Origin of the sequence: Pseudomonas sp. TH15 (genome assembly GCF_016651105.1) — a bacterium.
In the GTDB taxonomy this organism is placed as follows: domain Bacteria; phylum Pseudomonadota; class Gammaproteobacteria; order Pseudomonadales; family Pseudomonadaceae; genus Aquipseudomonas.
Genome location: NZ_JAEKEL010000001.1, coordinates 1,211,865 through 1,236,384, shown reverse-complemented (window position 1 = coordinate 1,236,384; position 24,520 = coordinate 1,211,865). Strand labels below are relative to the sequence as shown.

General features: G+C 61.5%; 17 protein-coding genes and 2 pseudogenes. 6 read left to right on the top strand and 13 right to left on the bottom strand.

Going from position 1 to position 24,520, the window contains the following annotated elements; translation table 11 throughout:
• The first annotated feature begins 19 nt into the window (after window positions 1-19).
• The 5 genes and pseudogenes from JFT87_RS05600 to panB all read left to right on the top strand — a co-directional run bounded on the left by JFT87_RS05600 (window position 20) and on the right by panB (window position 6,109).
• Window positions 20-1,258: an ATP-grasp domain-containing protein gene (locus JFT87_RS05600; RefSeq protein ID WP_201199526.1), complete on the top strand. Its 1,239-nt coding sequence runs from the start codon at window positions 20-22 to the stop codon at window positions 1,256-1,258.
• Window positions 1,255-2,750, top strand: a pseudogene (locus JFT87_RS05595) (hypothetical protein). Before JFT87_RS05600 ends, JFT87_RS05595 begins: the two are co-directional and overlap by 4 nt.
• Window positions 2,751-2,753: 3 nt before the next feature.
• On the top strand, window positions 2,754-4,013 hold the full coding sequence (locus tag JFT87_RS05590) for a methylaspartate mutase (protein ID WP_201199524.1): 1,260 nt from the start codon (window positions 2,754-2,756) through the stop codon (window positions 4,011-4,013).
• Window positions 3,994-5,247, top strand: a complete 1,254-nt coding sequence (locus JFT87_RS05585) for an ATP-grasp domain-containing protein (protein ID WP_201199523.1) — start codon at window positions 3,994-3,996, stop codon at window positions 5,245-5,247. Before JFT87_RS05590 ends, JFT87_RS05585 begins: the two co-directional genes overlap by 20 nt.
• Window positions 5,248-5,290: 43 nt before the next feature.
• On the top strand, window positions 5,291-6,109 hold the full coding sequence (gene panB, locus JFT87_RS05580; RefSeq protein WP_201199522.1) for a 3-methyl-2-oxobutanoate hydroxymethyltransferase: 819 nt from the start codon (window positions 5,291-5,293) through the stop codon (window positions 6,107-6,109).
• Window positions 6,110-6,120: 11 nt separating this feature from the next.
• Here panB and JFT87_RS05575 read toward each other — a convergent pair whose 3' ends face one another.
• Both JFT87_RS05575 and JFT87_RS05570 read right to left on the bottom strand, forming a co-directional pair.
• Window positions 6,121-7,515 carry an aminotransferase-like domain-containing protein gene (locus JFT87_RS05575; protein WP_201199521.1) on the bottom strand — a complete coding sequence of 465 codons (1,395 nt, stop codon included), beginning with the start codon at window positions 7,513-7,515 and terminating at the stop codon, window positions 6,121-6,123.
• Between the two features lie 456 nt (window positions 7,516-7,971).
• A complete protein-coding gene (locus tag JFT87_RS05570; protein WP_201199520.1) occupies window positions 7,972-8,532 on the bottom strand; it encodes a YbhB/YbcL family Raf kinase inhibitor-like protein in 561 nt (186 codons plus the stop codon).
• A gap of 141 nt (window positions 8,533-8,673) precedes the next feature.
• Here JFT87_RS05570 and JFT87_RS05565 point away from each other — a divergent pair.
• Window positions 8,674-10,199 (top strand): annotated as a pseudogene (locus JFT87_RS05565) (FAD-dependent oxidoreductase).
• A gap of 66 nt (window positions 10,200-10,265) precedes the next feature.
• On the opposite strand, the gene pgaD reads toward JFT87_RS05565, so the two are convergent.
• The 11 genes from pgaD to JFT87_RS05510 form a co-directional block, all read right to left on the bottom strand.
• Window positions 10,266-10,793 carry a poly-beta-1,6-N-acetyl-D-glucosamine biosynthesis protein PgaD gene (pgaD, locus tag JFT87_RS05560; RefSeq protein ID WP_201199519.1) on the bottom strand — a complete coding sequence of 176 codons (528 nt, stop codon included), beginning with the start codon at window positions 10,791-10,793 and terminating at the stop codon, window positions 10,266-10,268.
• Window positions 10,790-12,145, bottom strand: coding sequence for a poly-beta-1,6-N-acetyl-D-glucosamine synthase (gene pgaC / locus JFT87_RS05555; protein ID WP_201199518.1), 1,356 nt, complete (start codon window positions 12,143-12,145; stop codon window positions 10,790-10,792). Before pgaC ends, pgaD begins: the two co-directional genes overlap by 4 nt.
• Before the next feature lies 1 nt (window position 12,146).
• Window positions 12,147-14,144, bottom strand: coding sequence for a poly-beta-1,6-N-acetyl-D-glucosamine N-deacetylase PgaB (pgaB, locus tag JFT87_RS05550; RefSeq protein WP_201199516.1), 1,998 nt, complete (start codon window positions 14,142-14,144; stop codon window positions 12,147-12,149).
• 12 nt (window positions 14,145-14,156) lie between these two features.
• Complete coding sequence (gene pgaA, locus JFT87_RS05545) at window positions 14,157-16,637, bottom strand: poly-beta-1,6 N-acetyl-D-glucosamine export porin PgaA (protein ID WP_201199514.1); 2,481 nt, start codon at window positions 16,635-16,637, stop codon at window positions 14,157-14,159.
• A gap of 255 nt (window positions 16,638-16,892) precedes the next feature.
• A complete protein-coding gene (locus JFT87_RS05540) occupies window positions 16,893-18,398 on the bottom strand; it encodes a YdgA family protein (RefSeq protein ID WP_201199505.1) in 1,506 nt (501 codons plus the stop codon).
• 309 nt (window positions 18,399-18,707) lie between these two features.
• Window positions 18,708-19,343, bottom strand: coding sequence for an NADH:ubiquinone oxidoreductase subunit N (locus tag JFT87_RS05535; protein WP_201199503.1), 636 nt, complete (start codon window positions 19,341-19,343; stop codon window positions 18,708-18,710).
• Between the two features lie 82 nt (window positions 19,344-19,425).
• Complete coding sequence (locus JFT87_RS05530) at window positions 19,426-20,868, bottom strand: efflux transporter outer membrane subunit (protein WP_201199502.1); 1,443 nt, start codon at window positions 20,866-20,868, stop codon at window positions 19,426-19,428.
• Window positions 20,865-21,767 carry an efflux RND transporter periplasmic adaptor subunit gene (locus JFT87_RS05525; RefSeq protein WP_201199501.1) on the bottom strand — a complete coding sequence of 301 codons (903 nt, stop codon included), beginning with the start codon at window positions 21,765-21,767 and terminating at the stop codon, window positions 20,865-20,867. Before JFT87_RS05525 ends, JFT87_RS05530 begins: the two co-directional genes overlap by 4 nt.
• Complete coding sequence (locus tag JFT87_RS05520; protein ID WP_008059581.1) at window positions 21,764-21,973, bottom strand: DUF1656 domain-containing protein; 210 nt, start codon at window positions 21,971-21,973, stop codon at window positions 21,764-21,766. Before JFT87_RS05520 ends, JFT87_RS05525 begins: the two co-directional genes overlap by 4 nt.
• A complete protein-coding gene (locus JFT87_RS05515) occupies window positions 21,970-24,042 on the bottom strand; it encodes an FUSC family protein (RefSeq protein ID WP_201199500.1) in 2,073 nt (690 codons plus the stop codon). Before JFT87_RS05515 ends, JFT87_RS05520 begins: the two co-directional genes overlap by 4 nt.
• The gene (locus tag JFT87_RS05510; RefSeq protein WP_201199494.1) at window positions 24,039-24,467 is read right to left on the bottom strand and encodes a MarR family winged helix-turn-helix transcriptional regulator; all 429 of its coding nucleotides are present in this window, start codon (window positions 24,465-24,467) and stop codon (window positions 24,039-24,041) included. The genes JFT87_RS05515 and JFT87_RS05510 overlap by 4 nt, the downstream gene beginning before the upstream one ends.
• Window positions 24,468-24,520 lie beyond the last annotated feature (53 nt).

The following is a 24,520-nucleotide window of genomic DNA, read 5'->3' as shown; positions in this document are numbered from 1 at the left end:
TCAATCAAGGATCACCACGATGCATATCGTTATCGTCAACCGCTGGCCGCGCTTTCGTGATGAGCGCCGCTGGGACAACGAACTGACTCGCTACGAAGACTTCTTCGATCATCAACAGCACCGCATCAGCTACGTGGTCGATGGCCTCGGCGCCCAAGGCGTGCTCGCCCCGGCGCAGCAGATTGCTCATCAAGTGCAGGTCGACGACGTCAATCAATATGAACAATTGCTGGGCGCGGTACAGGAAGTCATCGACCGCGTCGGCCCGGTCGATCAGTTGATCGCGCTGTCCGAGTTCACCCTGGAAATCGCCGCTCGCGTGCGCCAGACCCTGAACATTCCCGGGGATGGGCCGAACGAAGTGGCGGTATACCGCGACAAGGCCCGCATGAAGGAAATCCTTCAGGCCCAGGGCTTGCCGGTGCCGGCATTTGCGCGCTGCCACTCGGTTGAGCAGGCATTGCACTTTGCCCGCGAGATCGGTTTCCCGGTGATCGTCAAACCGGTGGACGGTGCCGCGAGCATGGGCGTGGAGAAGGTCGAAAACGAATCTGCGCTGCACGACCTGCTCAACACCATCGACCTCTCGCGTTACGAGATCGAAGCCTTCATGCACGGCCAGACTTATCACATCGATGGCTTCGCCGACGTCGATGGCAGCGTGCCGTTTCAAGTGGTATCGCGCTACATCAACAGTTGCCTGGATTTTACCAAGGCGCAGCCGTTGGGCTCGGTGATTGTCCAGGCGTCGCCGCTGCGCACGCGGATCGAAGCGTTCAGCCAACAGATCATGCGCGCACTGAATTTGCGCTGCACCGCGTTCCATCTGGAGATCTTCGTTGAGGCGGACGAGTCACTGGTGTTTCTCGAAGTCGGTGCGCGGGTCGGTGGCAGTGAAGTCCCGCACCTGATCAACAAGGTCTTCGGGGTCAATCTTTACGAGCACTGGCTGCGTCGCCTCGCCGGCGATCAGGTGCCGCTGCCGGCCAACGACGACGATCCAAGTGGCGGCTGGCTGGTCATTCCCAAACCCGCCCAGTTGCCGTGCCGCGTCGTGCACGCGCAAACGCTGCGCGGAACAGTGCCCAACCTGTGGCGCGAGTTGCTGCCCGAACCCGGACAAATCCTCGAAGCCGGGGGCAGCTATGACGCGTTGCACAGCGGACGTTTCATTTTTGTTGGCGGCAGCGAGAGCGCCACTGAAAGCAATATTCATCACGCCACCCAGACGTTCCAATTTCAGGCGGTACCGCTATGAACGCCACCTCCTCCCAAGCCTGGAACGACGAACCGTTGCTGGGTGAGCTGAATCACTATCTGCGCGCCGACGAACGTCGCGCCGTCGCGACCATCGGCGACCGCTTGATCGATGCCGCCGGCGGTCTCGACGGGCTGCCTGATTACAAACTGATGGTTGCTTACGGCGGTGGCAAGGACAGCTCGTATACCGTGGCGATGCTGCGCGCTACGCAGTTGCATCTGTCGGTGCTGCACGGCCGCACCTTCCAGTTGCGCATCGCCAACATGCGCCACGCCGGTGTCCCGGATGCGGTGATGGCAAACATCGATCGGGTCTACCGCGCCTTGCACCTGTTCGACGACCCTCGGGTGGAAATGCTGGTGGTCGATCACCAGCAGATCCGGCCGTTTGAGCGTCATCTGCCGTTCCCTGACGACGTGCAGGCGATGAACCGTTTCGACGTGTTAATGAATGGCCATCGCACCGCCGGCGACGGGCGGCCGACTTTCTGCAACAGCTGCAACCTGGCCGTGGCTGATTTCTACGGGCGGGCGGCGTGGTGGCAGGGCGGCGTCAATGCGGTGGTTACCGGCGATTCGCGCAAGGAACAGAAACACTATTTCACCTGGATCATGCGCCTGGCGCAGCGTCTGGGCCTGAATGTCGACGAGTGCCGCCGCCAGGGTTTTCGCGGACTTCTGCAAGCGCTGGATGGCGTGGCCCAGAGCTATTTCGTCGAGCTGTTCGGCGAAGGTTTCGATCAACAGCGCGAGGAGCGTCGCGTCGCCTGCGGTGATGAACATGCCGATCCGGCGTTCGTCAGCATTTACGATCTGGTCAGCTACAAGGTCGAGGATCACTGGGAACTGATTACTGAGTTTCTCGATTTCCGCTTCGAAGAACTGGCGTTCAGTTTCACCGAATCGGACTGTGCCAACCCGATGTTGATGGCGCACTTTCGTGGCCTCAAAGCCGAGTACGTGCAGGGCCGCAGTTACAACCAGGGCATAACCGAATACCTCGAACTGGCGCAGGCGCTGATGCGCAAAAGGAAATGCCCCAGCGCCTGATCGATCTGGCCATGGCCGCGTATGCCGACGAACAGGGCATGCAAGCACGCCGCACCCTCGCCGCGCGCTTCGCCGAGCAGGCGTTTGGCCTTGATGAAGCGCAATTGGTCTGCATGCAGTTTGCCCCGTTCGTTGACCGTGGCCGCGAGCTCTCCAGCTTTCTCGGGCTCTGCCACGCGCAGCATCTGGTCAACCTCGACGACCTGCACCGGATCCTCGCCGGCGAGCACAACGAGCCGACCCTCAGCCAATGGCTGAGTCAGGTCAGTGGATTGCCGTTGCCGGCATTGCGCAGCCTGTACGCGCATCAACGGATCGATTTTGACAGCGACGCGACGCTGATCGCCCGGGTTCGTGCCGGCGATCCGCACAAAGGCCGGATCAGCCGCTACGACCCGGCCACCGGCGAAACCGTAGTCGAACTGGTTTCGGGACGCTGAGGCATGACAGCGTTCAGCGGCGGCCATTTTCAACAATTCATCGAGCGTGCCCGCGCCCGCGACGAACTGGTGGTGCAACCGCGCATGGGCTTCGGCGCGCTCAATCAGATGCGCGCCGGACTGGCCAGTGTCGCCGCCCTGCCCTGCGCGGCCATCGGCACGATCACCCTCGACAGCTACACGCGAGTCGGCGATTACCAGAGTGCTTTGCAGTGCCTCAACAGTTCGGCGCCGATGAACGGTTTCCCGATCATCAGCCACCCGATAGAGGCGGTGCGCAGCATGCTCGCCGGGCTTTACGGCGCCGAATTTCCGATCCAGATCCGGCACGGCACCGCCAAACCGCAAAACGTGTTCCAACGCCTGGCCGCATTGGGGCTTGATGCTACCGAAGGCGGGCCGGTGTCGTATTGCATGCCGTACAGTCGCTTGCCGCTGGCCGAGGCGGTCAGCGCCTGGGCCGAAAGCTGTCAGCTCCTTGCGGGTGCGACCGAGCATGCGCACATCGAAAGTTTTGGAGGCTGCCTGTTGGGGCAGCTGTGTCCGCCCTCGCTGCTGATCGCCATGACGCTGCTCGAAGCGTTGTTTTTCCGCCAGCACGGGGTTCGCGGAGTCTCGCTCAGCTACGCCCAGGGCACTTCGATGGAGCAGGATTTCGGCGCGTTACGGGCACTGCGCGAGCTGGCCGCCGAGTATCTGCACGGCGCTCACTGGCATGTCGTGGTGTATTCCTACATGGGCGTATTCCCGACGACAAACCATGGCGCGCGGCGCTTGATTTGCGACAGCGCGCGCCTGACCCGCGCTGCCGGTTGCGAGCGGCTGATCGTCAAGACCGTCGCCGAATCGCGGCAGATTCCTTCCGTCGACGACAACCTCGATGCCCTGCGTATGGCCGCCGACGTGGCGGCCGGTGACCTACCGACGATCGATGCGAGCAGCGCCGGCTACTACGAGGAAACCCTGTTCGAAGCCCGACGACTGGTGGAAAGCGTGCTCAATCTGCATGCCGACATCGGCCTGGCATTGATCCAGGCCTTCGCCCGCGGCTTGCTCGACATTCCTTACTGCCTGCACCCGGATAACCCCGGCCGCGCCACCACCCGTATCGATGACAACGGCGCGCTGCGCTGGGGCAACATCGGTGGCCTGGCGTTGCCGCGCGCCAGCGGCTGGTCGCTGAACGGCCCCGGTGTCAGTTCCTCCGAACTGTTTCAGATGTTGCATTACACGGTGAATCGTTATGACCAACCCTTGCATTGATTCCAGCCTCGCACCGTTGATTCTGGTCGACGCGTACTCCACCGGCTCGCTGCTGGCCCGTTCACTGGCCGGGCAGCGCCGCCTGCTACATGTGCGCTCCCGCGCGCAGATGCCCGGCGCGTTCGCCGCGAGCTGCCCTCAGGAGCTGTTTGCCGAGGACTACAGCGTCGCCGACGAAGGCCTTGAGGCGTTGGTCGCCAGACTCGCCGCACAACAACCGGCGGCGGTGCTGACCGGCAGCGAATTCGGTGTCGAACTGGCCGATCTGCTTGCCGCCCGCCTCGGCCTGCCGGGCAATGATCCGGCCACCTCCGCCGCCCGTCGCGACAAATCACTGATGGCTGAACGCGTGGGCGAGGCCGGGCTGCCGGTAGCTGCGCAGTTGCGCACCAGTTCACTGCCCCGCGCGCTGGCGTGGTTCAAGGCTCGGGGCGGCGCCAGTGTTGTCGCCAAGCCACTCGACAGTGCCGGTTCCGACAACGTGTTCATTTGCCATGACGCGCAACAGTTGCAGGCCGCCATCGAGTCGATCCTCGGCGCCACCAACCTGATGATGCTCAACAACCAGTCCGTGCTGTTGCAGGAATACCTGAGCGGCGACGAATACGTGATCAACAGCGTCAGCCATGGCGGCGAACACTGGATCACCGACGTCTGGAAATGCACCAAGACGTTCGCCGCCGACGGCCGCAAAATCTACGACCGCGAAGACCTGCTGCCGGCCGAGGCCCGCGAGCTGCCGGCGATACTCGACTATGTCGAAGGCGTGCTCGATGCATTGGGCATCGTGCACGGCCCGGCGCATACCGAACTGATCCTGACCGCCAACGGCCCGCGCCTGCTGGAAACCGGCGCGCGCCTCTCCGGCCTGGCCTGCCCGCCAGCCCTGCAAGCCGCGACCGGCAATGATCAGGTGGCCCTGACCTGCCTCAGCTACGTGCAACCGCAACAACTGGCGCAATGGCCAAAACGCTATCGACTGTTGCAGCACGCCCGTGGTTTGAACCTGATCGCCCACCGCCCAGGCGTGTTCGCGCAAAGCACGGCGCGCCAGCGCCTGGAAGCCTTGCCGAGTTTTCATAACGTCAGATTCCGCTTCGGTGAAGGGGCAAGGATTGCCCCCACCGTCGACCTCAACAGTTCCCCGGGGGCGGTGTTTCTGCTGCACCCGCAACTCGAACGCATCGACGCCGACTACGACGCCTGGCGTGGATGGGAAAGGGATTGGTTGTAACCACATACAGCCCCGACCACGGGGCGCAACAAGGAAGAGAGCCATGAGCCTGCATACCCGAACCAAACGCCTGACCGTTCCCCAACTGGTAGCGATGAAAGGCCAACAGAAAATCGTCTCGCTGACCGCCTACACCCGCTCGATGGCCGAGTTGATGGACCCGTTTGTCGACTTCGTGCTGATCGGCGATTCCACCGCCATGGTCGGCTACGGTCGTACCTCGACCCTGGACATGAGCCTGGAAGAAATCATCGGCCATACCCGCGCGGTGGTGGCCAGCACCCGGCAGGCCTGCGTGATTGCCGACATGCCGTTCGGCAGTTATCAGGAATCGCCGCAACAGGCCTACCGCAATTGCGCCGAAGTGCTGGCCCGCACAGGCTGCGATGCGCTCAAGCTCGAAGGCGGCAAGGCCTTGGCCAGCACCGTGGAGTTCCTGGTGCAGCGCGGCATTCCGGTGATGGCGCACATCGGCCTGATGCCGCAATACGTCAACGTCATGGGAGGTTTCAAGACTCAAGGTTTGAATGATGCGACCGCTGCGGCCATCGAGGAAGATGCTCGCGCGCACCTCGCGGCCGGCGCGTTCAGCTTGTTGCTGGAAGGTGTGGCCGAACCGTTGGCCCGGCGCATCAGCGATTTCTCGCCGATGCCGACCATTGGCATCGGCGCCTCGCCAGCCTGCGACGGGCAAGTGTTGGTGACCGAGGATGTGCTGGGACTGGGCGGCGACTATGTGCCGCGCTTCGTCAAACCCTATGCGGACGTCGGCGCACTGATCAGCCAGGCTTGCGAAGCGTTCGCCAAAGAAGTCCGCGATGGCACCTTCCCCGAGCCCAAGCACTGCTACGGCGTCAATTGAACGCCGGGGCCTCAGCTCTCATCCTGGATCGCCTGAGTCAGCATCTTCAACGCGTGGATAATATCCTTGCTCCAGTCGATGGTGTAGCTCAGGCGCAGGTGATGCTGCCAGGCCCCTTGCTGGCTGAATATTTCGCCGGGAGCGATGACGATGCGTTTGGCCAACAGGCGCTCGAACACTCGGCGCATGTTCACCGGCCGCGTGGCTTCGACCCAGAATGCAGCGCCGCCCAGCGGCGCGACAATACGCAACTGGCCTTCGGTGTGTTCGTGCAGCATGTCTTGCATGCGTTGCATGCGACCGATCAACAGACTGCGCAACATCTGCGTGTGCTGATCGATCCGCCGCGTGGTGAACAACCGGGCAATCGCCTTTTGCCGAATTGGCGACAAACGAAAGGCCCGCTCGAGAAACAGACGATGCAGTTCAGGCCCCTGAAACCGACTCAATACATAGCCGTACGGGGCTTCCGAGCCGATGATCTTGTCGAACGTCGAAAACACCACCAGCCGCTCCGGGTCGGCAAAGTCCCGATAACGCGTGGCGTCCGGCTCGAAACAGAAATCGCCGTAGCTGTCATTTTCAAACAGCCAGACGCGCCGTTCGGCCAACCAGCGACAGATCAGCTTCTTGTCCTCGGCCGGCATCAGGCTGCCGTGGGGAATACTCACAGTCGACGACAACACGGCGAGGCTGATGGGCTCGCGCTGCAACAACAGCTGGAGCTGCGGCAAGTCGAAGCGGCCATCGTCACCCAGCGGCACTTCGATCACACGGATCTTCGCTGCGTGCAGTTGGCGCAAAATCGCCCACGAGCACGGCGATTCCACCAGTGCCACGGTGCCGGTCAACTGTAAGGCTTCGAGGGATAACTCGAGCACGCTGCGCAGGTCGGAACCGATATACACGTGCTCGGCACGCCAGTAGCAACGCGTCGAACGGGTGTAGCGATCAGCCAGAACGCTGCGCAACTCGATTTCGCCAAACGGTTGATAGAGCGGCGCATGAGAGCGCGGGTACTGGCGCGTCAGCTCGCGCTCGGTCATCAGCAAGGGGTTCTCCAGCGACAGCAACATGGCTGGCGCATCGCTGCTGAGCGCGAGCATGCCGGGTTGCCGGGCACTGGCGAAAACACTGTCGAGCAGGTTCGGCGATCCTTCGCTGACCAATGCCGAATGCATCGCTTTGGTGTAGTAACCGAGCTTGGGCCGGGCGTAGATGCGCCCCTGGTCTTCCAGGAGTGAATAGGCGTACTTGGTCGTCGACACCGACACGTTCAAACGCTGCGCCAATTGCCGCAGTGACGGCAGTTTCTGCTCTCCCTCGGGGCTGGCGGCTTCGATCAGTTCGACGAGATAGCTGTAAACGGCCTGATAGGCGAATGTCGAATCTTTACTTGGGTTCATGCTCAATCGCTTTAAATCCTGGTGCGTTAGGTACTGCGCCTGCTCCTTGAGGTCAAGACCACGGAGCAAACACTTGCACTCGGCCATCCATGCCAACGCTCGGACATCGTACAGACAGATGCCAGTCGGTCAAAAAGCGTAATCAGCAGTGGGCGTTTTCGATAGTCACACAATGTGCCCGGTGATGATCGGCACGGCGTTCTGCCTGGAAAAGCGTTGATCGCCAGACACAGGGTTGCTTCAGCAGTCCCGGTGACCCATTCCAGCGTTCAGGGTTGACCCGTTTGGACAGGGTAGCGCACACCAACATCCGTGCGATGCGAGGGAGAAGCCGTTATCACGAACCGGCGGATGGGCTTCAGCGTAATGGAAAGCGCTTCGATAGTGCTCGTTTCACCGGCCGATGCCAATCGTTAACGCGTGTCCCGGACGGAACACGCGGGTTGGAAAGTGCAATCAGCGGTGATAACGCCGCACCACGCTGCTGTTTTTCAGCACGTGATCTTTGATCTTTTCCAGCAATTGCACGCGGGTCAGGCCGGCAGGCAAGGCGTCCGGCGCCAGGTCCAGTGCGTAGATCTGGATGACGTAGTGGTGCGCGCTGTCGCCGGTCGGCGGGCAAGGGCCGACATAGGTCGTGACGCCTTTGGTGTTGGTGCCGCCGACGCCCTCAAAAGTGGACTTTGTGCCGACACCGGCCGGGATCTGGTGGGTGGTCGGCTTGATGCCGTAATGCACCCAGTGATCGACGCCCTGGCCTTTCTGGCCATCAGGATCATGCATGACGATGGCGTAGCTGAGGGTGCCTGCCGGGCCGGCGTTCCAGTTCAGGGCCGGGGACTGGTTGTGACCGCCACAACCAGACGCGTCGCTGGCAGCGGCCGAGGTGAACAGTCGATCGTCGGTGACGCCTGGGATGTTGAGGGTGAAACGTTCCTGGGCCTGCACGGGCATTTGCACGCAAAGGGCGACTGCAACGGCCGCCAGCCAAGGGTTCAGAGAGGTCAATCGGGTCATTACCAAAGCACCTTGTGCGGGTTAGGCCGTCGTCGGCTGGCAGACTATAGCCGTACCGTTCGCCCGTTGGCAGTGGCAATTGGGCTGAACCTCGCACTGTTGTGCAAACTCGTAAGAGAAATACCTGCGAGGAAGCCGAACATGCCCCTGCACCTTGTCGCCCGTAGCGCCGATGTACCTGAAGACCGTGGCCTGCAAGTCGAAATCGGCGACTGCAAGATTGTGTTGCTGCGCTCAAACGGCGAGCTACGCGCTTTTCAGGGCGAATGCCCACATGCCGGCGCGCCCCTGGCTGACGGTGCGTTGTGTCATGGACGCCTGATCTGCCCGTGGCACAAGGCTGCGTTTCGCGCTGAAGACGGCGCCTTGTGCGAACCGCCGGCCCTCGACAGCCTCAAGCGTTATCCACTGGAACTGCGCGGCGAAGAGGTTTGGGTCGATGACCAACCACTGCCGGACGCGCATACGCCGCCTGCCGACGATTCACGCACCTTCGTGATTGTCGGCGCAGGAGCAGCGGGCACGGCGTGCGCGGCAGCTCTGCGGGAGAAGGGTTTTAGCGGTCGCATCAAGATGATCGACCGAGAGCCTGACGCCGGGTATGACCGCACCGTGCTGAGCAAATTTGTCCTCGCCGGAGAAATGCCGGTGCAGGAAACCCCGCCGCTGCGCGATGAAAGTTTTTATAAAGAGCAGCGTATCGAGCGCGTTCAAGGCGAAATCAGCTCACTCGACGCCGCCAACCGAACCCTTCATTTCACTAACGGTGAAACCCTGCTTTATGACGCGGCGGTGCTCGCCACAGGGGCCGAGCCCAATCCGCTGGAGTTGCCCGGTGCCGACTTGCCTCAGGTATTTGTCCTGCGCTCAAAAGCCCAGGCCGAGCAGATCATGAGCGCGGCGACACCGGAGCAACGCGCGGTGATCATCGGCGACAGCTTCATCGCCCTTGAATGCGCCTCGGCGCTGCGCCAGCACGGCCTCGACGTCACCGTGCTCGCACGCCACGCCGTGCCTTTCGTCGCCCAGTTCGGCGAGGCCGTGGGCAAAGCCCTGCGTGCACTGCACGAACAAAACGGCGTGAAATTCATCAGCGAGCATGCGGCCACCGAGATCATTGGCGACGGCAAGGTCGAGGCGGTGCTGCTGGACAACGGCTTACGGATTTCTGCGGATCTGGTGCTGGCGGGGTCGGCGTGCACCCGGCCACAGAAGCGTTTGCTTCACTGCCACGGGAGAAAGACCAATCGCTGCGGGTCGATGACGGCATGCGCGTCAGCGACAGCCTGTGGGCGATTGGCGACATTGCCACCTTCACGCTCAACGGCCAGCCTCAGCGCATCGAGCACTGGCGCCTGGCCCAGCAACATGCGCGAATCGCTGCCGCGAACATGCTCGGAGGCGAAGAGCACTACCTCGACGTAGCGTTTTTCTGGACCTGGCATTTTGGCAAGAACTACGACTATCTCGGTCACGCCGAACATTGGGATGAGGTCGAGTTTCTCGGCGATCCCGAGCACCCGCCGTTTATTGGGCTGTTCGGCAGAAATGGTGTGCTGGTCGCGGCAGTCGCCTGCGAAAAAGAACGCGCCATGGCCATGCTGGCCGAACGCATGAAACAACCATTGCCGATGGAAGAAGCCTGGTCACTGATGATCCACTTGTAGGAGCTGCCGCAGGCTGCGATCTTTTGATTGATCGCTCCCACGTGGAGCTTGGGAGCGATCAACCGGTCAACGAGGCAGAGGGTCGCGGTTGTCATCGTCTTCGGCGTGCAGAAAGATCACTCGCGGGTTCTCCAGCGGCGCGAGCGGTGGTGGCAACTCTTGTTGTTCCACCGGCCAGAAGTGCGTCACTACACGACTGATATCGCCATCCTGATTGTTGTGAATGGTCATCGAGCCCGGGGTGCGCAGTTTTTCCAGACGATCACCGGTCAACTTGAAGCTTTTGCTCAAGCCGTGATCGTCCACAACCGGTGCCGGCAGCCGACGCTGGGCGAAGCTTTTGCTTTTGCGGTGCTGATAACGCGCCCAGGAAATCAGGACCACTGCGTTGAACAACGCCACCCACAGATAAATCTGCAAGGTCCCCAGCGCTTCGAATGCCGAGTTATCGATGCGCGGCCCGCCCGCGTGCGTTTCGATCAGTGGCCATAACCCACGTATTAGCAAAAACAGCAGGCCAACCCACGCCAACACGGTAAGGATCACGTCGATCACGATCAGAAAAGGACGCTGCCGGGTTCTGATGATTTTCATTTGATGACCTCTTCCTCATCGTCATTCAGCGGTTTGATGCCCCGGTCCGGACTGACCCAACGCGCGCGTTTCTGATGTTGGCCGAACAGCACTTTTGGAAAGCTGACCAGGGTGGTGAGCAAGCTGATGAGCCAGAACACCAATGGATACCAGACGACCCAGAACATGGTTTTCCAAAGGCCCTTCTCATAGCGCCGGTCAATCAGAATGCTGATCGCGAACTGCAACAGGCAGACCAGCGCCAGCAGCAACCCGGTAAAGGCCGGCGGTAATAAGTGATGCACAGCGATGGGATCGGGCATTTCGACAAATTTGCCCATTGCCCAGAAGATCACCGACAGCAGGAAGGTGAACGCCCAACCGGTGGACAGGCAATATTCGAACAGCAGCGGCCACAGGTAACGATGGCGGTACTGCCAGATGCCACGAATGTTTTTGAACAACACTTCGGCGCCGCCCTGGGCCCAGCGCAAACGCTGCTTCCACAGGCCGTTGAGGGTTTCCGGCATGAGGATCCAGCACAGGGCACGGGGCTCGTAGAAGATGCTCCAGTGGTCCAGTTGCAGTTTCCAGCTGATGTCGATGTCTTCGGTGATCATGTCCGGGCTCCAGTAGCCGACCCGGTTCAGGGCCGTGCGACGGAAGGCGACGATCACCCCGGAGACAGTAAAGATCCGTCCGAAGACCCGCTGTGTGCGCTTGATCAAGCCAATGATCGACGAGAACTCACCGACCTGAACCCGACCAACCAGCGTCGAACGAGTGCGGATTCGCGGGTTGCCGGTCACCGCGCCGAGGCGCGCGTTATCGAGCATCGGCGCCACCAGGTAGGCTGCGGTATTCGGCGCCAGCAACGCGTCACCGTCGATGCACACCAGATACTCACTGCGTGCGGCGATGGCACCCATGCGCAGGGCCACGGCTTTGCCCTGGTTTTCCGCCAGGTGCAGCACCCGCAATCGTGGGTCTTGCGCGGCCAGTGCGTCGAGTACGGCGGCGGTGTTGTCCTTGGAGCCGTCGTTGATCGCGATCACTTCGATATTCGGATAATGCTGGGCCAGCGCCGCGTGGATGGTGTCGGCGGCGTTTTCACCTTCGTTGTAGCAAGGGATCAGGATCGAAATCATCGGCTCACCGGCCAGCGGTGGCGGCAAGGTGTCGTCCTTCCACGGCCAGTGCCGCTCCCAGTGCAGCCAGAAATACAGGCCGCCGGCGATCCACAAGCCGGACATGAACAGTGGATAGAAGAACACGAAGTCCATCAGGAATTGCCCGGTGAGCAGGAAGATCAGCCCAAGGGGTATCCCGAGGACGATCGCCAGAACCAGCAGGGCCAGCATTCTATCCAGCATGTTATGGATTCCACTTGTTGGAGAGCGCAGGTCGCACGGTTTTCACGTCCGGCTGGTTCTCGAGGAAGTTATCCGGGTAGTAGCCGAAGCTGGTGGCGCCCTGCCGCTTGAGGCGGCCCATCCAGTCGCTCAGCTGCGCGCCATCGATGTCGGAATCGGTTTTCTTCGTCCAGTCCTTGGCCTGCAATTCGAACACCGTGCGCTGCAGCGCGCCGGGGCGAGACTTGACCGTGGCTACCAACGCTTCGAGCCATGGCCCGGATTGCGCCAGGCTTTGTTTTTCCATGAGTGGCATCGCCATCGGCGCCGTCCAGTCGTAGGTGCCGAGGAAGTCGTCGAGGTTCTGCGCGAACCAGGCTTCGCTCTGGGGATTGAGCATCGGCTCGGCAAAGATATTACGCGCGGTCAGTACCTGCGGGCCGCGAATGGCGCGAACCTTGGCGGTGAGTTCTTTGGTGAAGTCGATCAGGTAGCGGCTCTTGAACCGCGTCCAGCGTTGCAGCGCCGCTGGATCGTCCCGCAACGCGGCAATCGAGCCCGGCAGGCCGTTGGCGGCATACACCTTGAGCGCTTCGGGGCCGGCGTCTTCGAAGTCCGAGAGCACCGCATCGTCGTGGTAGAGGATGCCGTCGACCGAGGTCAGGCGAGCGACGTCTTCGTAGATTTCACCAATGATGCGCCGCACGTTCGGGTCGAAGGGCGACAGGCGTTTGTACTGGTCCGGGTCGACCGAGGTGGTGCCGGTTTTCGGGTCCCAGCGCGTCACGCGCGGCAGGTTCGAATCCAGGGCATAACTGAGCACCGGCATCCAGGCGAAGACTTTGACGTGGGCCCGGGTGCGCAACTGCCAGGCCACGCGATCAAAAATATCGGCGCGCACCGGCAGATGGCGGTTAGGGAAGTACAGCGAGTGCACCAGGCCGTCGCCTTGCGGATCGGCGAAAGCTTGCAGGAACACCGTATTGGCGCCCATGTCGGCCATGCGCTGGATCAGTTTGCCGAGGTTGATTTCCTGCTGGGCCGGGTCCGGGTCGTAGACGTTATCCAGGTCCACATGCACCACGCGCATCGGTGCATCGGCTTGCACCGCGACGATGCTGTTGGCGAAGTGCTCGCCGTCCGGATCGGAAGCCACCAGGAAGCGCGGGCTGCTCATCAGGTCGTCGAGGGCATCGAGGCCGTCGTCCAGGGTCAGGGCCATTTGATAGCCCTGGTCATTGATAATTTGCAACGTGCTGCCGTCCGCCGTGCCGTAAGGCCAGACCCAGACTCGCGGCTTGTAACCGACGGCCTTGCGGATTTTCTCCGAGATGGTCACGACGTCGGTGCGCATGCGCGCCTGGAAGGCTTCTTCCGTCTCGTAGCGGCCGGTGGTGGCGTCATAACGCCGGGTCGCTGCCGCGGGTTGCAGGTTGCCCTGAGGGTTGGCGAGGATGCCCTTGTGGCTGGCGTCGGTATGGGCGGCGATTTCCACCAGCCCGGACTTGGAGATTTCCCGCACCTGCTCCCAGGTCAGGAAGTCCGAACGCGGACGCATTTGCCCGGCGAAATCCACCTGCTGGTTCGCCGGTGTATCGATCCATACGCCGACCGGGGCCAGCAACGCATGCCAGTTATAGGCACGCAGCACCGGCAGCACGCGGGTGTAGAAGCTCGCATAGCCGTCGTCGAAGCTCAGCAGAATCGCCTTGGCCGGCAACTCCGGACCGCCCTTGTGGGCCGCCAGGATCTGATCGATGGTGACCGGTTTGTAGTCGTTCTCCCGCAGCCACGCCAGTTGTTCAATCATGCGTTCGGTACGCACGGCCACCACCGCTTGATCGGGGTCGCGGTCTTCAATGTCGTGGTAGGCAATCCCCAGCACGTGGTTTTTCGGCCACGGTGTTTCGTTAGCGGCAACAGGACGCTCGGACGGCGGCGCGAACGCCGGAGCTTGCTGGGCGCAGGCGCTGACCAGCAGCACTCCCAGCAGAAGGATGAAACGCGAGATAAAAGGCATCTTCAAACTCTTCTAGAAGCGGTAAGTGAGGTCGACGAGCAGACGCAGATCGGTTTCGCGATCGCCGTCATAAGGCCGGTTGATCACCGTCAACAAGCCGCCCACCTCGAATACATCGTTCCAGCTGTAGCGCTGGCCATAGCCCAGCAGGCCGACACCCCCGGTGCCGTAATCGCGCTGGCTGTAGGTGCCCGCACCGGCCTGGAACTGTTGGCTCCAGGAGGTTTCGTAGCGGTGATACAGAACGTGATTGACGTTCACCGTCGGCAGGACACTGAAATCGGATTTGGGGTTGAAGTACGGTACGTCCTCGGACATGGAGTTGTGGCTGGTGCCGACTTCCAGGCCGAGGTCAACTTGCACCTTCGGCGCGGTATAGACGCCCTCGCGCCCGGTCAGCAAGGCCTCGACGCGGTTGTTGCCGTCGCTGAAATGCGAGGGGCTGACCGCCAGTTTCCATTCGCGGCTTTCATTGGCGCGCCAGCGGATGAAACCGCTGCCGCCATTGGACGTCACATCGCTGTTCAACGCTCGCAGCGGGGTATCGGCCGAGAGGTAGGCGAGGCTGCCGCCGTATTGCCAGTGATCGTCAATGTCGCGGGCAATCGACAGGCGCGCGCCTTGCTTGTCGCCATAACCGAAGTCGTGATTGGAAACCTCCGCCTCCAGGGTCATGTCGCGGGTGCGGCGCTCGACACCAAGCCGTTGCGTGCGATCACGACCGGTGCCTTCCTGGAAATCTCCCGTGGCGTAGCCGACACCGGCAAATACGCGCCAGTCTTCATCGATGGGCGGGCTGTAGAGCACGGTTTCGATGCCGAAATCCTTGCTGCCGGCCACCGCACCGGCCCCGTTGCTGCCACCACCGTAACTCTTGCCGCCGTAGGTTTGCACCCGCAGCTCGGCCATGTCGTGCACGTCGCGCTGACGATCCAGACGCTGCACCTGACGGTTGTCTGGGAAACGCGCGACCACATCGTCGGTCAGCGCATCCATCTGCCGCCATTCCTGCAAGTCCATGGCGGTGTGGGCCTGAGCAACTTCCAGCCCGATGTCCCGCGGGACCATGCTCTCGGTTTCCTTGAGCTGGCTTTCCGCGCGGCGCGGCCAGGCTCGAGCGAGGTACAAGTCAGCCTGGGCCAGGCGCAAGCCAACGTTGCCCGGCGCCTGATCCACCAAAGTCTGTAAACGCTGCTCACCGGACGGCAGATCAGAGCCATACGTGCCGGCCTGGGCGGCGAGTTGCTGGGCGTCCATCCATGAGTCATTCGGGTTGCCGAAAGGCAGCCCCTTGAGTTCGACACGCGGGTTCTGGGACTTGGCCAGATTCTCCGCCACGGTGCGCGCTTCTTCCGCATGGTCGCTTTCAAGCAACGCGTAATACAGCGCCGTGGTGTCTTCGACACGATCGGCAGGGTCGGCATCAGGCGCCGCCAGCACTTGGCGATACAGGTCGGTAGCGATCTCGGGCTCGCGTCGATCCAGATAAGCACCCGCCACCCAACGCATGGCGTAGGTAGGAATTTTCACGCCTTCGCCGAGCAGTTTCTGATATTCGGTGATGACTTCAGCAGTGCGCGCACGAGCCTTTAGCGCGCCCATGCGATCAATGCGCCAGCGGATCACGTCATCGTGAGCCTTCGGATCCGGGGTCCAAGTGGTCAACAACTGGTCGTAACCGCTCAGCGCACGGTCGGCAATGACGAAGCGTTCTTTCTCGCTGCGGGTGGCGAACTCAGCCATGCGTACCTGTTCGGCGGCCAAATCACCTTCGATGACCCGCAGTTGCACCGGATCGATCAGCCCCGGCCGTTGGCGGGCCAGGCGCAGGGCCGGCTCAGGCAGGCGCGCACGTTGCAGGGCAAAGACGTATTCACGGGCAACGTCAGGCTTGCTCCCGGCCCGAATGAAGGCTTGGTCGTATTCAAACAGGGCGTCGTAGGTGGCACCGGCGCGGGTCAAGGCATAGGCCAGCGCCAGACGACGGGAAGGGTCGTCCGGTTTGGCGGCCACCAGCGCTTTGGTGCGGGTCACGGCTTCGTCAGGTTTGCCGGCGTCCGCCTGGGTCATGGCCAGACCGAGTTGCAAGTCCGGGTTCTGCGGCTCCAGCGCGAGGGCCTTGTTATAGACCTCGGTCGCCGAATCCCAGCGCTTGAGGTTGCGATAGGCGCGGGCGGTGGCGATCAACGCCTGAACCGGCAGTGCCCGATTGCGCCCCTGGGTCTCATAGACCTGCACCACTTCGGCGTCGAGGCCAGCCCAGCCGGCGATCTGCAAATGATCGCTGACCTGGCCGTTGGTGGCCTGGCTCACAGGTACCTGACGCAGTACGGTCAGCGCAGGCGTGTAGTTACCCGCACGGGCATCACGGACCATCTGGTCGTAGGGCGTGTCGGCAAACGCCAGCACGGGCCAGAGCAGCTGGCTGCAGAGTGCAATGCGCAGCAACGGGCTAAACCTACGAGGAACAACGGGACGAGAAAAACACAGCATTCGTCAGCATCCTTACATGGCCAGCCGGGCTGCTATGCCCTCCTTGCCCATTCGTAACGGAAAGCCGGATGGATAACCCGGCCAAGCTTTATCTAGGCAGTCTTGCACGCAAGCGTAGACCATTATTCAGAACACAATATTTATTCAGATTCGTTACATTCCCTGCTTCACGCCCCGGCAATTCTCAAACGCCAGACAGCAAAACGCCCGGCGTCTGCTTGCGCAGAGGCCGGGCGTCAGTGTGTCGCGCGAAGGTTACTGAACGACGCCAGCACCACCGAGTTTGCCCATCACGAAGCCGACAAATTCTTCGACGGTCATTTTCTGGCCGTTGAACTCCACCTGATTGTTGGCGTAATGCAGTTTGGAGACGACATTGGTGCCATCCAGTTTGGCCAACTGTGTGCCGATCGCCATGCTGGCGAACATGTCGCTGGTCGCCGTTGCCTGGTCGACGATGACCTTGGCGTCAGTCTGGCCATCCGCTTGTGCTTGCAGGCTGAGCAGGTCAACGAGCATTGGCTTGGACACTTGCAGGTTGATGTCCAACAGGGCGATCAACTGACGGACCAATTGATCCGGCGGCAGGTCCATGGACGCCGGTTTGGTCAGGTCGAGCACCAGGTTGGCGCGGCTTTCACCGTTGGCAGTGTTGAACGACAGGTTCTCCAGCGCGAATTGCGGGCCGGCGGCCAACAGTTTCTCCAGGCCGGACTTGACCTGCGCTTCTTCGGCCGGGGTCAGGTTCAGCTCTGGCGCGGGTTCACCGGCGGCAGTCGCGGCGGCGGCAGCCTGCTCGTACGGTTGCAGCTTGGTCTGGTAAATCTGCATCAACGACAGCGTCGACGGGATGTCGAGGTTCTTCAGGCTCATGGCCATTTGTGCCGAACCGACGGTTTTGCCGTTAAATGTCAGCTCGCCGACTTTGTAATCGGCACGCCCGGAAGCGCTGGTGCCCGACTCTTCAGTCTGGTTCTTCATCTCGAATTTGTTGACGCCGACGATCAACTGCTTGGCGCCGAAGGTGGTCTTGCTGCTGGTCAACTCGACGGTGTTATCGCCGGTGTAGTAGCCGTAGGTGCTTTTGACCAGGTTGCTGGCCAGGGTCAGGCCGTTCAGCTCGACGGTCACCGGCGCCTGATCTTCAGACACGGTGGTCAGTTTCAGGCTGTCCATGTAACCGCTGGCTTTCACTTTCTGCGCCTGGGCGCTGGCGGCGATGTCCATGTTCAGCCCAGAAAACTTCAGGCTGGACTTGTCATCCAGAGCCGTTTCCAGCGGCAGCAGTTCGAAAGTGCCGTTGGTGGAGTTGTCATAACCAATGTTAACCACGCCTTTGACCGGCGACAGGCCGTTGGCGGCGGCAAACCATTTTTCCGTGAGCGGGGTTTTTTCCAGCTCAAAGTGATTGGTGGCCATGACCGGCAACCACTTCAACGAAGCCAGACGCGAGAACGGCAGCGGGCCGTGCTCTACATGATCGACGAAGAGCAATTCGACCGGTGCGCCACCGAACATATCGCCTTCGCCCTTGAGGCGGTAATGAGCAGTGCTGCTGAAAACACCACGTTCCACGGACACCAGTTCCAGGGACGCCGTGCCGTTGGAACCCACCAGCGCAGTTTGCAGTTCTTTGTTGGCGTCAACGACGGAGGCGTTCAGCACGCCTTCCAGTTTAGTGCCGGTGTACCAGGCACCGCCGGCGCTGATTGCACCGATGGCAACGACAATTCCAAGAAGCACGCCTGCTGATTTATTCATGAATTACCCGATCAATGTCCGTTGTTGAAAGTGTGGTCGTCTTCCCTGAACCCATGACGGGTTGCGGTCACGACTGCGCAAAAGTGCGATGGAGATTAGCATTTGCGGGGCGGGAGGGCTTAATGATTAAAGGTGAAAGAGTGTCTATGGACCATTCGTATGGGTCGAGAGTTTCAGCGGCCGTAGGATCGCCATCGCGAGCAAGCTCGCTCCCACAATGGTTCGGTGGTGAACACAGATTTTATGAACACCAGAGAACAACTGTGGGAGCGAGCTTGCTCGCGATAACGTCAGCCCTTCCAACACAGATCAGGAATACTGCACTTCAATCTCATCCAGCTGATGATCAAAGCTTTTTAGCCGCGCCGTCCACGTATAGACCAGCACTTCAAAATCCCGATTGATCACCGCCCCGCCTGTCACTTCCGCGCGCGGGTCGCAGAAGTCCAGTTGATAGCGCTCACGGGCCATGGCGTTGGCGACGTCGGAGAGTTCGCGGGCGTTGTTGAGCCAGTGCCAGCCTTCCTCGGTGACTTGCTTGTCGAGGGCCAGGCATTGGGTTTTCAAGGCTTCGAGGCTTTTTTCCAGCGGTGTACCGGTGAGTTCGCCCATGACTTCCTGGAACGTGCGCCCCGGTTGCCAGTAGCTGCCCCAGAAATAACGGTCAAACACCGTTTCGACCCGACGCAGCGCGACTTTGGTGTCCCAGATCAGCACCAGGGTCTTGCCTTGTTCGAGGTGTCTTCGTTTGATGCGCGTGCCCTGGACCGACGCCCAAGCCACCACCACGATGGACATCACCGCGATCAGCGCCGACGCGCTGTCGAGGAACACCAAGGCCTTGTCGATCTGGTGGGCGAGCATGATGCCGTAGAAATAGGTGGCCGACAGCAAAACCAATGCTGCAATAGCGCACCAGAAGCCGGGAGCATAAGGGTTTTTCATTATTAGAGTCCCCATGACCAACGCGAGCCTTGATTGACGAGTTCGCTGCGCGACCCCGTCAAATCAAAGCATAGCAACGGCCTCAGGGTTTGCCGGGCTGTGACGCTTGCGTTCGTCCGCTTTCCCAACCGCCGCCGAGCGCCAGGAACAAATCGATCTGGCTCATCGCGACTTGAGTGTTGGCCGACGCCAGTTGCGCCGTGACATCGGTGTAAGTGCGGGTGGCTTGCAGGTCCGCCAGGAACGACGCGCGGCCGGCCGTGAAGAAGCGGTGGGTCTGGTCCGCCGCCAGTTTTGCCGATTGCTCGGCGTCGGCCAAGGCATCCCGGCGTTGCAGCAGCGCGGAGTACTGGGCCAGGCCGGTTTGAGTCTCGCGGATCGCGTTAAGCACCACGCCGTCGAAGTGCGCCAACGCGCCTTGGGTCGAGGCTTCGGCTTCGCGGATGCGTGCCCGGGAGCCGTTGGACGGTACGGTCCAGCTCAGCAACGGGCCAAAGCCCCAGCGATTGGTCTGCGGTTGGCCGAGGTGTTCCAGGGTGCCAACGGTGCCGATGCTCGCGCCGATGCTGATGTCCGGGTACAACTCGCCGGTGGCGATGCCGATACCGGCGGTCGCGGCGGCCAGTCGGCGCTCGGCCTGACGCACATCAGGGCGGCGTTTAAGCAGCGTGGCGCCGTCACCCACCGGCAACAATTGCGCAATCTTCGGCAACTCGGCGCAACTGCCGGTGCCGGCGGGCAGTTGATCCACCGGTTTGGCCAGCAGCATCGACAAACGGAACAACCCGGCCTGACGCGCCGCTTCATAACGCGGCATGTCGGCGCGCAAGGATTTGAACTGGGTTTGCGAACGGGTGACCTGGGTTTCATCGCCGCGCCCGGCATCGCGCAAGCGCTGGGTCAGCGTGGTGCTCTGGCCCTGCAGGTCGAGGGAATGCTGGGCAATTTCCCGTTCTTCGTTGGCCGCGCAGACTTGGGTATAGGCCCGAACCACGTCGGCCACCAGGGTAATGCGCGCCGTGTCGCTTGCCGCTTGGGTCGCATCGGCATTGGCCTTGGCCGCTTCGATGCCGCGCTGCAACGTGCCAAACAGGTCGAATTGATAAGAGGTGGTTATGCCGATGTCGCCGACGTTGGCCACCGGCACCTTCTCCGGCAACAGGAACGCTTCGCCAGACTCCTGCAAACGCTGGGCGCCCATCTTCACGCCGCCGCTCCAGCCGCCCGCCGCCTGGGCTTCGTCGACCTGAGCCCGCGCCTTGGACAGGTTCGCCGCCGCCACGCGCAAATCAGTGTTAGAGGCCATGGCCTGCTGCACCAATTGGTCGAGACGCGGGTCCTGATACAGGCGCCACCAATCGCTGGGCACCGGCGCCGAGACGACATCTTTGTCGCTCGCCGCCAGATTGCCCTGAAAGTCGTCACGGTGAACGGCAGCTTCGCCCGGCAAGTGATAATCCGGCCCGACCACCTGACACGCCGACAGCAACAGGCCTAACCCGGCGATCATCAGGGCCCTGCTCATTGCTCAGGCTCCTGCTTGCGATTGTCGACTGGCTGATCGTCGATGATCGATACCGTCGCGGTGCGCCCGGCAATCATGCGGAAATCCGCCGGCACGTCGTCGAAGGCGATTCGCACCGGAATCCGTTGGGCCAGCCGCACCCAACTGAACGCCGGGTTGACGTTCGGCAACAGGTTGCTGCCGCTGCTGCGGTCGCGGTCCTCGATGCCGGCGACGATGCTTTCCACATGCCCGCGCAAACGAGCACGGTCGCCGATCACTCGGATATCAACGCCTTGGCCGATGTGAATGCCGTCCAGTTTGGTTTCTTCGAAATAGCCGTCGATGTGGAAAGAATTGCTATCCACCACCGACAAAACCGGCCGCCCAGCCGTAACGAATTCCTGGGCACGCGGCGCACGGTCGTTGATGTAGCCGTCCACCGGGCTGCGGATCACCGAGCGATCGAGGTTGAGTTGGGCGCTGTCCACCGTCACCAACGCTTCGGACAAGGCCGATTGCGCACGGGCGACTTTCGACAGGCTTTCCTCAAGCTGCTCGCCCGGCACCAGATTGCCGAGGCCACGGTTACGCTTGGCCTCGCGCTGAGCCTGGGCCAGGGTTTCTTCACGATCGGCCACTGCCGCTTTCGCTTGGCGCAGGGCCAATTTGAAACGGTCCTGGTCGATGCTGAACAGCACTTGGCCGCGTTGCACCAACTGGTTATCGCGCACCTCCACTTGCTGGATCAGCCCGGAGACGTCCGGGGCGATCTGCACGATGTCGGCACGGATGTGCCCGTCCCGGGTCCAGGGCGCATACATGTAATACATCACCATGCGCCAGACCACGACGACAGCGAAGGTCACGATCAGCAAGGTCAGCAGCACGCGACCAATGGTCAAAAAAGGTTTTTTCATGTCATCAGGTATCGACTGAGTGAGTCCACGGCGCCGAGGAGCAAAGCGTAGAGAGCCACGTTGAACAATGCCCGGTGCCAGACCAGACGGTAAAAGTGCAGGCGCGTCAGCACCCCGTGCACCAACAGGTACAACACATACGTAATGCCCATCAGCACCAGCAGCGTGGGCAGGAACACCCCGCTGATATCCAGATCACCGATCATAAAGGCGCTCCATCGATGCCATGGGGAAGCGGTTCTTCGAGTTCGCCGGTGCCGACGAATTCAACGCCGGGCAACAACGCCAGACGCAGACCGCTCAAGGCGTGCAGCAAATGTAGACGGGCCTCGTCATCACACTCGGTGTTCAGGGCCCGACGTGTACGGTCGAGGGTCATCAACAAGGGGCTCGGCGCCGGCAAACGTTCGCCCGCCTTGAGGCAGGCCTTGAAGTACTCACCGACTTCGGCCACCACCTGTTGCAGCAGCACTTGCGGGACACCTTGCACTCGCGGCGTATACGCGAGCAGGTCGAGCAGGTTCAGGGCAACGCGTACTTCCCGCAGGGCGACGCCGGTGTCTTGACCGGTCAAACCCAGGCGCGGCAAGTGCTGCATCAACCGGTCGAGCATTTGCACACCGAGCTTGCGGTGTTCGGCCAGGTTGGCCGGTTCGGTCAGGCTGACAATGTCGCGCCAGCTAAAACGAGTCAGGCGTTTGGCCGCCAGTTCTGCGCCGAACGGCCGGGCAATCAGGGTCCAGACGAAGGCAAACAACAGCCCGATCGGCCCCGCCAGGTTGGAGTTGGCGAAGCTGAGGAAATCCGCGTCGTAGGCGCCCTGGATGCTGATGAAGGACGAGGTGTTAACCAGCGTCAGCAGCATGCCCAGGTAAAACTGCGGCTTGACCGTGAGTGTGCCGATGCAAATGAACGGCACGGCAAACGCCAGCACCAGCATCGGGAAGTCATGCAGGTTCGGCAGCACCAGAAACAGATACAGGCTGGCGAACAACACCGACATCGCCGTCCAGAAAAAGAACCGGTAGATCTGCGGTGCCGGATCGTCCATCGAGGCGAAAAAGCTGCACGCCACGGCCGCCAGAATCACAGCGCTGCCGCCGTCGGTCCAGCCGAGCAGAATCCACAGCACCGACGCAACAATGATCGCGCTGACCGTGGACATCGCCGAATAGAGCATCAGCCCACGGTCAAGGAACGGCGTCAGGCGACCGAGCCGCCAATGCCGATACACCGCGCGCCAACTGTCCTGGCTTTCGCACTGGATGGCGTATTGCAAGCTGCGGCAGTCTTGCCACAAATCGATCCACTCGCCGAGGCGATACAAAGCGTTGGAGAACAGCAATTGTTTGCGATCATCCAGCGCCTCGGCACTCGGTTGCAGGGCTTCGAGCTGCTCTTTCAGCGCTTGCCAGCGGTCGAGGTCGGCGTCTTTGTGATTGAGCCATTCGGTGGTCGCGGCCAGCAGCGGCGCGAACTTATCCACCAGCTCCGGGGTGCGGCGCTCAAGCGCATAGAGCGCGTCATCGAGGGCATCGATCACCGGCAGCAAGTGGATCATCCGCCCGCGCAGTTCCTTAGTATTGCGCACCGTTTGCGGCCGCGAGCCCTCGTGGGGCAACTGGCCGATCATCAGCTCCAGGCTGTTGAAGGTCGCCACCATGGCCGCGCGCAGGGTGCTGACTTCTTCCGGTTTCACGTCGCGAGTGAGGAAGCGCAGGCTGTAAGTCGAGGCGTCGGCGAACCATTTATTCACCGAATCGTTGAACACCGGCGCCAACCGCCGAGGCCAGAACATGGCGCCGACCACTGCTGCCACGGCGATGCCGAGGAAGATTTCTTCGGTCCGCGCCTCGGCGATGTCCCACACCGCCAGCGGGTTATCCAACACCGGCAGGGCAATCAGCGGCAACGTGTAACCGGCGAGCATCAAGGCGTAGCTGTTGGCGGTGCGCAGGTGCAAGGACAAGAACAGCAACGTCCCGGTCCACAGCGCGATGATTACCACCAGCACATAGGGGCTCTGGACAAACATCGGGACGAAAAACACCGCCGCCGCTGCGCCCATAAACGTGCCGACCGCGCGGTAAAGCGCCTTGGAACTGGTCGGGCCGACAAACGGGCTGGAAACGATGTAAACCGTGGCCATCGCCCAATACGGACGCGGCATCTGCATAAGCATGGCGATGTACAACGCGGTCATTGACGCGGCGAACGTACGCACGCCGTAGAACCAATCCCGCGCAGGGGGAACGCCTGTCCAAAAACCGTTCAAGGCTGGATCACCGACGGATGATTGGCCGCTTCAAACGCTCTGAGCACACGCAGCGCCGCTTCAAGATCGCTCTGGTCGATGCCTTCGAGCACTTCGTGGCGCAAACGCACGAGTTCGACTTCGACGGCTTGCACCAGCTCACGACCAGTGTCGGTCAGGCTCAGGCATTTGGCGCGGCGGTCATAGGCGTCTTCGGTGCGGCGTACGTAACCGGAATTGCACAACTGATCGAGCAACCGCACCAGGGACGGGCTCTCCATCCCCGCCGCCTGCGCCACCGTCACCTGCCGCACACCCTCCCCCAAACGCCCGATCATCAACAACGGGACGGCGCAGGCTTCGGAGATTCCATAATTGACCAGCGTGGTCTGGCAGATCTTCCGCCAATGCCTGGCGGCCACCACCATGGCACTGCTGATGTTCATCTGGAGAGCGTCGAGGTTTTTTGGCACGGGGGAATGACACACTGTTAGTTTGC